Origin of the sequence: Falsiroseomonas tokyonensis, from assembly GCF_019024325.1 — a bacterium.
In the GTDB taxonomy this organism is placed as follows: domain Bacteria; phylum Pseudomonadota; class Alphaproteobacteria; order Acetobacterales; family Acetobacteraceae; genus Falsiroseomonas; species Falsiroseomonas tokyonensis.
The window spans coordinates 82313-94323 of record NZ_JAFNJS010000002.1; the positions used below are offsets into that span (position 1 = coordinate 82313).

The 12011-nt window shown below is 70.6% G+C and carries 6 protein-coding genes; all 6 read right to left on the reverse strand.

Annotation, left to right across the window (positions count from 1 at the left end; all coding sequences use genetic code 11):
* Positions 1–107: 107 nt before the first annotated feature.
* On the reverse strand, positions 108–1700 hold the full coding sequence (locus J3S20_RS06570; protein WP_216835640.1) for a calcium-binding protein: 1593 nt from the start codon (positions 1698–1700) through the stop codon (positions 108–110).
* A 238-nt stretch (positions 1701–1938) separates the two neighbouring features.
* Positions 1939–3915 (reverse strand): glycosyltransferase family 2 protein, encoded by a 1977-nt coding sequence (locus tag J3S20_RS06575; RefSeq protein ID WP_216835642.1) that lies wholly within the window; start codon positions 3913–3915, stop codon positions 1939–1941.
* Positions 3916–3920: 5 nt separating this feature from the next.
* Positions 3921–5135 carry an HlyD family secretion protein gene (locus J3S20_RS06580; protein WP_216835643.1) on the reverse strand — a complete coding sequence of 405 codons (1215 nt, stop codon included), beginning with the start codon at positions 5133–5135 and terminating at the stop codon, positions 3921–3923.
* Positions 5132–6244 carry a HAMP domain-containing protein gene (locus J3S20_RS06585; RefSeq protein ID WP_216835644.1) on the reverse strand — a complete coding sequence of 371 codons (1113 nt, stop codon included), beginning with the start codon at positions 6242–6244 and terminating at the stop codon, positions 5132–5134. The genes J3S20_RS06580 and J3S20_RS06585 overlap by 4 nt, the downstream gene beginning before the upstream one ends.
* A gap of 257 nt (positions 6245–6501) precedes the next feature.
* Complete coding sequence (glgX, locus tag J3S20_RS06590; RefSeq protein ID WP_216835646.1) at positions 6502–10578, reverse strand: glycogen debranching protein GlgX; 4077 nt, start codon at positions 10576–10578, stop codon at positions 6502–6504.
* Positions 10568–12010 (reverse strand): glycogen synthase GlgA, encoded by a 1443-nt coding sequence (gene glgA, locus J3S20_RS06595; protein ID WP_216836381.1) that lies wholly within the window; start codon positions 12008–12010, stop codon positions 10568–10570. Before glgA ends, glgX begins: the two co-directional genes overlap by 11 nt.
* Between the last annotated feature and the right edge of the window lies 1 nt (position 12011).

The following is a 12011-nucleotide window of genomic DNA, read 5'->3' on the forward strand; positions in this document are numbered from 1 at the left end:
ACGATCCGTCCTCTCCGACGGATCCCGTGCTCTAGAAGTTATTGTTTCTGAAGAACAAAATCCGAAAACACCGATTCAGCGTCATCGGAGGGTGCTCTAGCCTCGGGCTACAGGATGAAGTCGGAGGCGGTGAGGCCCATGACGCCGCTGACGAAGATCTGGAAGTCGAAGCCGCCATCCCCGTCCACATCGCCACGCACGAAGGAGCCGCCGAAGGCTTCCTGCGCCCAGAGATCGCCGGCCGAGCCGAAGAAGGGCTGCGCCGTGCCGGCAAAATGGAAAGCATTGGCATTGCCCGCCGCGCCATCGGCGTCGATCGCCGACAGGTCGATGCGGTCCACCCCCTTCTGCATGTCCATGATGACATCGGGGAAGTTCAGGCTGCTGTCGCCGATGCTGCTGAAGACGAAGCGGTCGGCATGGGCGCCGCCCGTCATCACGTCGCGGCCCGCGCCGCCCACCAGCCGGTCCGCGCCATCGCCACCCAGCATCGTGTCGTCGCCCGTGCCGCCCTGCAGGATATCGTTGCCCAGGCCACCGATCAGCGTATCGTTTCCGGCCCCGCCCACCAGCTGGTCGTTGCCGCTGCCGCCATCCATCCAGTCATGCCCGGATTCGCCGAACATCAGGTCGGCACCCGCCTCCCCGTGGATCTCATCGGCCTCCGTACCGCCCCAGAGCTGGTCGTCGCCGTTGAAGCCCCAGAGCGTATCCTCACCGGTGCCGCCCATGACGGTGTCGTGGCCGCCGCCCGCCTTCAGCTCGTCATGCCCGCCCTCGCCGCGGAGCAGATCATGGCCGCTGCTCGACGTGATGATATTGTGCGCGGAATTGCCGGTGCCGTTGAAATCGAGGTTGCCGAAGTATTCCAGCCGCTCCAGCGCCGGGCCCAGCGTATAGCTGGTGAGCGAGGTCCTGACCGTGTCGATGCCCTCATTCGCCAGCTCCGTGATATTGTCGCCGGCGCCGGCGACATAGAGGTCGTCGCCGAGCCCGCCCTGCATCACGTCGGCTTCCGTGCCGCCATCCAGCGTATCCATCCCCGCGCCGCCATAGAGCGCATCCTTGCCCGCGCCGCCCCGCAGCATGTCGTTGTCGGCATGGCCGAAGAGGCGGTCGTCGCCAATGCCGCCCTGCAGGTCGTCATGGCCATTGCCGCCGAGCAGGGAGTCGTTGCCCGTGGAGCCCAGAAGCGTGTCGCGGCCGTCGCCGCCGTCCAGCGTGTCGTTGCCATCGTTGCCGATCAGGTAGTTGTCCAGGCTGTTGCCGACCAGCTTCGCGCTATGCGGGCTGATGAACACCGAGGGATCCTGGTGGATGACCATGTCCTCGATATTGGCGCCGAGGGTGTAGGTGCCGCCCGGCTTCGTGATCACCAGAACCTTGTCGTGGCCGCCATCCGCCTGCTCGGTGATGACATTGGCGATGGCGCCATGGGTGTCGGCGAACAGGTAGATATCGTCGCCGGCCCCGCCCGCCATAAACGCGCCGGTCTGGAGATAGTCGTTGCCCGCACCGCCATAGAGCTGATCGGCGCCCCAGCGCCCGATCAGCGTGTCGTTGCCGTCATTGCCGTAGAGCCAGTCCTTGGCCTGGCCGCCATAGACCGTGTCATTGCCGCCGCCGGCGTAGACCTGGTGCGATTCTGTGCCCTGGTAGTCGAAGACGTCGTTGCCGTTGGTGAGGACCTTGATGACCATCGTCGCGTTTCCTTCTGATCGCGTTGCGGTGGCCGTCTTTTGACGATGGGTCGTTGCCGTTCGACGTTGCGCGAACGGCCTGCTGTTCGCGCCTGTTTCGGTTCAAGTCGTGCTCTGGAGGGCGCGCAGCGGCGCGTTTCGCCAGATGTCGGCCTGCACCGCGGGGTGCGGGCGCCGCGTAAGACGGTTTCGCGGTCCGCGGCGCAGGCGCTGCGGGCCTTGCCTCGCAGTCAGTCGCTCAGCTGCGCGGGCCGCGCAGGGTCCGGCCGCCCAGCGCCGTCAGCAACCCGCCCAATTCGGTTTGCCGCGTGCCGGCCGCGCCTTCCAGCGTATGCAACTGCGTGAGCAGGGCCACGCGCTGCGTCGCCGAGGGCTGCAGTTCCAGGGCAATGCCGGCGCTTTCCTGCCGGGTGACGCGGGCCGGGATCCCGCCGATGGCGGGCAGGTCCAGCTCGACGCTCGCGCCCCGTTCCGGCAGCGGGCCACCGCGGATCCAGGCATCCTCGGCCGTCAGGCGCATCGCCCAGCCCCGCATCCGCTGCGTGCCGAAGCGCACCACCACGGGCGTGGCGCCGGGCGAATGGGCGGTGGCGCGGCGTGGCAGCTCGATGCACACGGCCATGGTCACCGCCAGCACCGCCAGATTGTACAAGGTCCAGGTGATGATGACGGACTTGCCGTCGCCCGGGTCGCGTTCGAAGACCACGTCGGTGACGATGGCGTAGAGCAGCCCCACCAGGGTTGCCAGGAAGGCCAGCAGCATCGGCATCAGCAGCGGCCATTGCACCACGATCCGGGTGCGGTCGCCGCCCTTCGCCGTCACCTTGAACTTCTGGTTCTTGGGCTGCAGCAGGCCGGTCACCACGGCCTTCGTGATCTCCCGCGCGCCGAGCAGCTGGCTCACATCGTTCAGGATGGGCACGATCAGCCCGCCGGAAATCCAGTTCAGCACGATCAGCACGGCGGCGAAGTAGGGCAGGAAGTAGGACAGCACGCCGGGGACGGAGGCATCGACCACGGTCACGCCGAAGAACCAGTAGAGCAGCGGCACCACCAGGCAGGCGAGGCGGAAGGGATAGGTGCTGGCCCAGTAGAGGAAGGAATCCAGCAGCCCGAGGCGATCCACCAGCCGCAGCCGGCTTTTGGAAAAAGGGCCCATCGGGCCGCGCACGATCTGGATCAGCCCAAGGCACCAGCGCCCGCGCTGGGTGATGTATTCGCCCAAACCCTCCGGCGCCAGGCCCTCCGTCAAGGCCTCGTTCAGGTAGACGGTCGAATAGCCCTCCTCCTGGAAGCGCAGGGTAATGAGGAAATCCTCCGTCACGCTGCCGGTGGGAAAGCCGCCGATCGCCATCAGCGCCGACCAGCGCATGACGGAGGAGGTGCCGCAGCAGAAAGCGATGCCCCAGGCATCGCGGGCCGGCTGGATATGGTCGAAGAAGAAGCGCTGCTCGTCCGGATAGGCGCGCTCGATGCCCAGATTGTGCTGGATGGGGTCGGGGTTGAAGAAGTGCTGCGGCGTCTGCACCAGCCCCACCTTGGGGTCGTGGAACAGCGCCAGCGCCCGGTGCACGAAGTCCCGGTGCGGCACGAAATCCGCATCCAGCACGGCGACGAAATCCGGCGGATCCGGCAGCGCGGCCAGCACCTTGAGGCCGGCATTGATATTGCCGGCCTTGGCATGGGCATTGTCGGCCCGCGTCAGGTAGTTCGCGCCCAGCCTGTCGCACAATTCGCGCAGCCAGGGCCGCCGCCCGTCATCCAGCACCCAGACGCGGGTCGGCACATGGCGCGCTGCCAGGGCGCCGGCGATGGTCCGCTCCAGGATCGCCGCTTCCTCGTTGTAGCTGGCGATCAGGATATCCACGCGCGGCGCGGGGCCGGGCCGCCACCAGCCGGCATGGTCATCCGCCTCCCGCTTGCGGTCGCGGGTGCGCGACAGGATCAGGAAGGCGAGGGTGGAGGAAACGACGGTGCCGCCTTCCAGCAGCGCAAAGGTCCAGGACGCCACGGCATCGACCGACCATTCCAGCGGCGCCAGCGTGCTGGTGAAGCGCCAGGCCATGTAGCGCCAGGCCAGCAGCACGACGAGGGCGAGCGCCCCCGCCCGCACCACCGCATGATCCGGCCGGAACAGCGGCAGGATCATCAGGCAGAGCCCCGCCACGAGGATCGCCGGCGCCATGCTGACGGTGACGGGATCGAAGGCGAACATGGCCGCTAGAAGGGCGCGTATTCGGCGACCAGGCGGCGCCAGAAATCCAGCGGACGCGCGGCGAAGACCACGCGGCCGGTGCGGCCGACGGCGCAGCCCAGCTCCGGGTCCTGCGGCAAGACCGGCACGTTCAGCGCCACGTCGAAGCGCTTCAGCTGCTCCGCGCTCGGACCGATGGCGAGGCTGCGATAGATGCTCTCCGCACCGGATCCCGCCAGCCGCGCGACGCTGCCGGCAAACACCTGCCCGCTGCCCAGCAGCCGGAACTGCACGGGGTCCCCGACGCGCAGGCTGTTGTAGAGACTCTCCCGCACCGTCGCGGTGACCATGGTGGTGGTGCAGTCGACCAGGCGGGCCACATCCTGGGCGCGGCGGACATACTCGCCGGGGCCCGCCACCAGCTCCCAGAGGATGGAGCGCGTGGGGGCGCTGATCCGTGCCTCCTTGAAGCGCGCGGTGCGCACCCGTTCATCGTCGATCTGGCCGCGCAGCAGGTCCAGCCGCTGCTGCTTCTCGTTGATCTCCGTGCGCAGCTCGGCGACCCGCGTCGCAAGTTCCTGGGCGCGCTGCTGGGAATAGGGGCTGTCCGAGTAGGAATCGCCGATGAAGACGCCCTGGCGCGCCGCATCCAGCTCCACCGTCAGGTAGCGCAGGCGGTTGCGGCCTGCCTCCAGCTCCTGCTGCGCAACTTCGTAGGCGGCGCGGGAGCGGTTCAGCTCGACCACCGTCTGCACGCCGCTGCGGTTGAGCGAGGCCGTGCGCTGCAGCGTGGCATCCGCCTCCCGCAACCGGGCGGAGGAGCCATCGATCACGGCCTGGGTCTCGGCGATGCGCGCTTCCAGCTGGCGCACGCGGCCATCGGCATAGGCCGAGGCCTGGCGTTCATACCCGGCAAGCGCTTCGTTCAGCGCCGCGCGCAGATGCTGCAAGCGGCGCAGCTCGGCCGCGGCAAGGCCCGCGGCGCGTTCCAACTCCACCAGGCGCAGGTCGTCGGGGCGCGGGTCGATCACGCTGGCCACCGGTTCGCCGGCATCCAGCCGCGTGCCGAGCGAGCGCACGGCGAAGCTGACCTCGCCATCCAGCGGTGCGCGCAGCACGGTGACCTGGGCGTTCACGACGGCGCTGGCGCTGGTGCCGGCCAGCTGTTCGCCGACGATGGCATAGAGCGCGCCGCAGACGAGGATCAGACCCAGCAGGACCTTTGTGAAGCGGCCCCTCATCGAGGCGCGTCAGCCCGCATGCGATCGGGAAGCTGCGCCTGCAGCCTGGCCAGCGAATCCGCGATGGCGCGCACCTCGCTATAGCCGCGCAGGTCGGGCACCGGCCCGTCCAGCGATCCATCGGCCAGCGCGGTGGCCGCGTTGCGAAGCCGCCGCAGCGGCCGCGCCACGGCGGCACCCAGGACTAGGCTGCCGCACAGCGCCACGGCGGCAACCGCGATGAAGCTCAGCCCGAGGCGCTGCGTGATGGCGCGCGCAGGCGCTGCCGCCGCATCCGCCCGCTGCCGCAGCACCAGGCTCCAGCCGAAGCTGGGCAGGTTGCGATAGGCGATGGGCGCGATGACCGCGGTGACGTAGGCCTCGCCATCCGGCCAGGTTTCCACCCCGCTGCGCGTGGCGCCCTGGCGGGCCGCGAGGATGCTGGGCAGGGAGAGGTTGCGGCCTTCCAGGTCCGGCGGCCCGATCAGCACCGTGCCTTCGCGGGACACCAGAAGTACGTCGCGCCCGGTATCCTGCAGGGCTTCCCGCACCACCTCCCGCACCGCGGACCAGGCGACGTGGCTGCCGATGACCCCGGTGATGGTGCCATCGGCGCGACGCAGCGGCGCGGCGAAGTCGATCAGTCGCAGCGGCTCCGCCGCATTGGGGGCGATAAGGCGCTGCAGCAGCACCGCCTCATGCACGTCCCCGGCAAAGGGGCCCTGCAGGCCGGCGCGGAACCAGGGGCGCTGCGCCACGGACTCGCCCTCCAGGTTGCGGCCGGTGGCGACGACGACCTGGCCATCGGGCCGGGCCACGCCGATCCAGGCATAGCGTTCATTCAAGGCGGCGATGGTATCGAGCCGCAGCCGCAGGGTGTCGCGGTCCGGCGTGGACTGGGCGAAGCGCACCAGGCCCTCGAGCTCCCGCCACTGCACGTAAAGCGACCTTGCCAGCTGGCGCGCCACTTCGTCGCCGAGGACGCGCAGGATGGTCGTGCTTTCCCGGTCCGTGACGGTGCGCGCCACCCCGGCCGCCGTGACCACCAAAATGCCGCCGCAGATAAGGGAGGCCAGCGCGCAGAGGACGAAGATGCCGCTGCGAATACCGAGGGTGAAGGGGAGGCGCATCAGGCGGGCATCCTACCTGCGTACATTGCGCGGCCTTGCATCAGGTCCGCGCCCGGACGCGCTGTACTTTTGGGTGTGCCGTAAAGAGAACGCACCTCACAGAGTATGCATCATTCTTAACCACAACCCAAGGTAGGTGACCTGGTGGCAATCGTCCAGTCAGAATGCCGCCGCGTCCCACCTCCGATCCGGATCCGCATCCACCCGCGACGTCGGTGGAACGACGGCCAGGGGCGCCACGATCAGGGGCGCCACGATCAGGGGCGCAGGCGGCGCAGCGCCTCGAGGATGGTTCCGGCCCGCGGCAGCTTGGCCAACTCGGCCACCGGCACCGGCAGGCGGCGGCGCCAGTTCGGGCGCTCCCTGTCCGTGCCCGGCAGGTTCACCGCCTGGCGCTCCCCGGCCAGGTCCTCCGCCTGCACCAGCAGCAGGGCGGAGGGGGTGAGGGCGACCAGGGCATGGATGGCGGCCGCCAGGGCATCGTCCATCGCGCCGTCGGGCGTGGCACCTTCCGGCAGCAGGTTCGGCTCCGCCAGCGCCTGCAGCAGCGCGGCGCGATCCGCCGCGCGCTCGGCCTCCGCCGCCGCCACATCCGGCAGCAGGCCCAGCGCGGCGCGTTCGGCGATATCGGCGCCGTCCCAGAAGCCCTGCAGCGTCGCCAGGTCATGCGTGGAGACGCAGGCGGCGGCGCGGGCGGGCCAGGTCTCGGGCGGGGTGAAGCGGCTGCCGTGCCGCTCGAACCAGAGCACGCGGTAGGACAGGATATTGGCGGATTGCAGGGCATGGCCGATGCCCTCCGGCACCGTGCCCAAATCCTCCCCCACCACCAGGCAGTTTGCCCGCGTGCTTTCAAGCGCCAATTGGCCCAGCAGATCCGCGAAGGGCTGGGCGAGGTAGGTGCCCTCCGACCCGCGCGCGCCCTCCGGCACCAGGAACAGGCGCTTCAGCCCCAGCACATGGTCCACGCGCAGCGCCGCGGCGTGGCGCATATTCGCGCGGATCAGCCGGGCGAAGGGGGCGTGGCCGAGTGCCTCGCCATGCCGCGGGTCGGGCGGCGGCAGGCCCCAGACCTGGCCCTCCAGCGCGAAGGGATCGGGCGGCGCGCCCACCGAGAAGCCGGGCAGGAAGCGGCTGTCGCCGGACCAGATCTCGGCGCCATCCGGTGCGGCGCCCACCGCCAAGTCGCGATAGAGGCCCGCCCCGGCGCGGCCGGCCGCGGCCAGTTGGCTGTCGGCGATCCATTGCTGGAAGGCGGCGAAGCCGATGGAATCGGCGTGCTCCGCGCGGAAGGCGGCCAGGCCCGCATCCGCGCCATGCCGCAATCCGACGGGCCAGGCGCGGGCATCGCTATGGCCGATGCGATCGGCGATGGCGACGAAGGTGCAGAAGTGCTCCAGCGCCTCGCCACCGTCGCGGCGAAAGGCGGTCAGGCCCGCCGGCTCCGCCTTCAGGCGCCGCCAGGCGGCCAGCAGCACGGCCCGCTTGGCGGTCCAGACGGCGGCGTAGTCGACCGACTCGCCGGTTGCCAGCGCGGCGAAGATCGGCGCGGCCTGCGCCATCTCCGGCAGTTCGCCAACGCCTGGCAGGGCGGTGACATCGATGAAGATGGGATCGAGGAAGCGGCGGTCGGAGGGGTGGTAGGGGCTGGCGCGGGTCCGGTCGGTGGGGAAGAGCGCATGCGGCGGGCTGATGCCGACCACCGCCGCGCCCTGCTGCTGCGCGAGGGCGGCAAATTCGCCGACCGCGGAAAAATCGCCGATGCCCTGGTCCCGGGCGCCGCGCAGCCCGTAGATCTGCGCCGAAAGGCCGAAGCGGCGGCCGCCGGCATCGAGGTCCCCCGGCAGATGGCAGCGCGCCGGCGACACCGTCAGCAGGCAAGCGCGCTCCGGCGCCGCCTCGTCGCGCAGCACATGCCGCCCCGGCGGCAGCAGCGGCAGGCTGACCAGCCGCTGCGCCGCGGCGCGACCATCGGGCAGCACCAGCCGCTGCGTCTCCCCGGCCTCGGGCGGCACGGGGATGCGCTGCGTGTGGCCATCCTCCGCCGTCAGCAGCAGCATGCGCGGACGATCGGACAGCGGCAGCGCCAGCCGCGCCGGCGTCGCGCCGCGATGGGTGACGGAGGCGGGCAGGGCGGGCAGGGTGGAGAGGCCGTTCAGGCTGTCCCGGATCGCCGCGGCATTTTCGGCCGGCAGGCCCAGCGCGCCGAGCAGCGCGCGCAGCGTGGTGGGCGGCACCACCACCTCCGGCCCCGAGATCGGGTACCAGCTGGTATCGATGCCTGCGGCCTGGGCGAGGCGGGCCAGCAGCGCCGAATCGTCGGTGGCGACCGCGGCGCGCGGCGCCTCCGCCAGCAGCAGCACGGCGCGGGCGGGCAGCGTGGCGGGCAGGGCGGTGGCGGCCGGGTCGCTGCTATCCACCAGCAGCTTCCAGGCCTGGCCGGGGCGCGGCGGGGGCAGAGTAAGGGGCAGCGGATCCGCCCCGGCATTCAGCGCCAGCAGGCAGCGGTCACCCGCCTTGGCCAGCACGGCGACCAGCGCGCGGCGGTCGCGATCCTGCCAATCGTCGTCCTGCAGCGCGGCGCCATCCGGCCGCAGCCAGGCCACATCCGGCAGGCCGTCCGCCTGCACCACCCCAGTCAGCGGTGCGGCATCCTGCAGTGCCGGATGCGCGCGCCGCGCGGTGATCAGGCGGGCCGCGAAGTCGCAGAGGCCCTGGTCCATCGCCGGCCAGTTGAACCAGCTCAGCGCATTGTCCTGCGCATAGGCGTTGTTGTTGCCGCCCTGGCTGCGCCCGGCCTCGTCGCCCATGGACAGCATGGGCGTGCCGCGCGCCAGAAGCAGCGTGGCCAGCAGTGCGCGGCTGTCGCGCAGGCGCCGGGCCTTGACCTCCGCATCGTCGCTGCGTCCCTCGACGCCGCAGTTCCAGGAGAGGTTGTCGCCGGTGCCGTCCCGGTTCTGCTCGCCATTCGCCTCGTTGCGTTTTTCCGAATGGCTGACGAGGTCGGCGAGGGTGAAACCGTCATGCGCGGTGATGTAGTTCACGCTGTCCGTCAGTGGTCGGCCCGCGAAGACATCGGCGGAACCGGCGAGGCGCGTGGCCAATGCGCCGACGCCGCCGGCATCGCCGCGCCAGAAGCGGCGGATGTCGTCCCGGAAGCGGTCATTCCACTCGCCCCAGCCGGGCGGGAAGCGGCCGAGCTGGTAGCCGTCGCGGCCGATATCCCAGGGTTCCGCGATGATACGCAGTTTGCGCAGCACCGGGTCCTGCCGCATCGCCTGGATCAGCGGTGCATCGGGATCGAAGCCGGCGTCACGCCGCGCCAGCGTGGTGGCAAGGTCGAGGCGAAACCCGTCCAGCCCGGCCTGTTCCGCCCAATGGCGGAAGGCGTCCATGGCCAGGCGCAGCGGCCAGGGCCGGTCCAACGCCAGGGTATTGCCGGTGCCGGCGTCATTGGCGTAGCGGCGCGCATCCTCCGGCAGCAGCCGGTGGAAGGCGGCATTGCCCAGGCCCTTCAGCGAGAGGGTGGGGCCCAGCTCGTCGCATTCGCCGGTGTGGTTGAAGACCACGTCCTGGATGACGGCGATGCCCGCCGCCTGCAGTGCCGCCACCGCCGCGCGCACTTCCGCCATGCCGCCAGGCGCCAGGCGCGGATCGGGCGCCAGCAGCGCCACCGGATTGTAGCCCCAGTAGTTGGACAGTCCGAGCGGCGGCAGGTGGCGTTCGTCGATCCAGGCGGCGGCCGGCAGCAGTTCCACCACGGTCACGCCGAGGCGCTTCAGATGCGCGACGCTGGCCGGGTGGCCGAGGCCGGCGAAGGTGCCGCGCAGCCGCTCCGGCACTGCCGGATTGCGCTGCGAAAACCCCTTCACATGGAGCTCGTAGATCACCTGCGGGCCGGTCGGCGCGGTGCGGATGAGGGGCGGCAGCGGCGGGGTCAGAATCGCCTTCGGCAGATGCGGCGCGCTATCCGTCTCCTCCGGCATCTCACCCGTGTCGAACAGCGCCGGATGCAGCGCGAAGGGGCGGTCGAGCGCGGTTGCCCAAGGGTCGACCAGCAGCTTCTGCGGATTGAAGCGATGCCCGCGCTGCGGCTGCCAGGGGCCGGCGACGCGCAGCCCGTATCGCGTGCCGGCGGCGAGGCCGGCGACATGGCCGTGATGCACATCCCCGCTGCGGCCGGGCAGGCGGATGCGCGCCACCTCCCGGTCCTGCGCATCGAAGACGCAGAGGAAGACCGCGGTGGCGTCCGGCGCCGGAAAGGCGAAATTCGCGCCGTTGGCGTCGAGCGTCGCGCCGAGCGGTTCGGCCTGGCCTGGGCTGGCCTCAGCCTGCATGCGCAACCGCATCCCGGTACAGCGCGGCATAGCGAGCGGCGGAGCGGGTCCAGGAGACGTCGCAGCGCAAGGCATTGGCCTGCAGCTGGCGGAAGCTGGGCTGGTCGCGCCACAGTAGCGCCATGCGCAGCACGGCCGCTTCCAGCATCTCCCGGTTCACCGGCGAGAAATGCAGGCCGGTGCCCTGGCCCTCGGCCAGCGCCATCTCATTCGCGTCGATCACGCTGTCCGACAGCCCGCCCACATGGGCTACCAGCGGCAGCGCGCCGTAGCGCAGCGCGCAGAGCTGGGCGAGGCCGCAGGGTTCGAAGCGGCTCGGCACCAGCACCGCATCGGCGCCGGCATAGATCTGTCGCGCCAGGGCCTCGTCATAGCCGATCTCATGCCCGACGCGGCCTGGATTGGCCCAGGATGCACCGCGCGTCGCCGCCTCCAGCTCCGCATCGCCGGTGCCGAGGATGGCGAGCTGCGCGCCCTGGCCCAGCATGGTGCCGAGCGCGCCAAGGATCAGGTCCACGCCCTTCTGCCAGGTCAGCCGGCCGACGAAGCCAAACAGCAGCGCCTCCGGATCCTCCTCCAATCCCAGCCGGCGCTGCAGCGCGGCCTTGTTGGCGGCGCGGGGTGCGACGTCCTTCGCGCTGAAATTCGCCGGCAGCAACTTGTCCTTCGCCGGGTCCCACGAAACCGCGTCGATGCCGTTCAGGATGCCGGAGACGATGCCGGCGCGGCCGCGCAGCAGCCCGTCCAGCCCCATGCCCATCTCCGGCGTGCGGATTTCCGCAGCATAGGTGGGGGAGACGGTGGTGATGCGGTCCGCATACCAGAGACCCGCCTTCAGGAAGCCGGTGGTGCCGAAATACTCGACGCCTTCCACCGAAAGCGCCTGCGGCGGCAGGCCCAGCAGGGGAAACAGCGCCAGCGGGAATTTGCCCTGGAAGGCCAGGTTGTGCACGGTGAAGACCGAGGGCACGCGCTTGCCCGCATAGCGCAGATAGGCGGGCGCGAGGCCCGCCTGCCAGTCATGCGCATGCACCAGGTCGAAGCCCAGGTTGCGGATGCCGCCGGTGGCGATCAGCGCGGCCATGGCACCGAGCGCGGCGAAGCGCACGCCATTGTCGGCCCATTCGCCACCCTGCGGCGAGAGATACGGATTGCCGGGGCGGGCGAAGAGATGCGGCGCGTCGATGGCGATGATGTCCATCCCCGCCACCTCCGCGCGCTGCAGCCGCGCCGGCCCGCCGAACAGATCGTCGATCCGCCGCAGCGCCCGCCCGCCGCCCATCGCTGCCATGACGGAAGGATAGCCCGGCAGCAGCGTGGTGACGCGGATGCCCTGCGCCGCCAGCGCCGAAGGCAGCGCGCCCACCACATCGGCCAGCCCGCCGGTCTTCACCAGTGGCACGCATTCCGAGGCGACGGAGAGGACGCGCAGG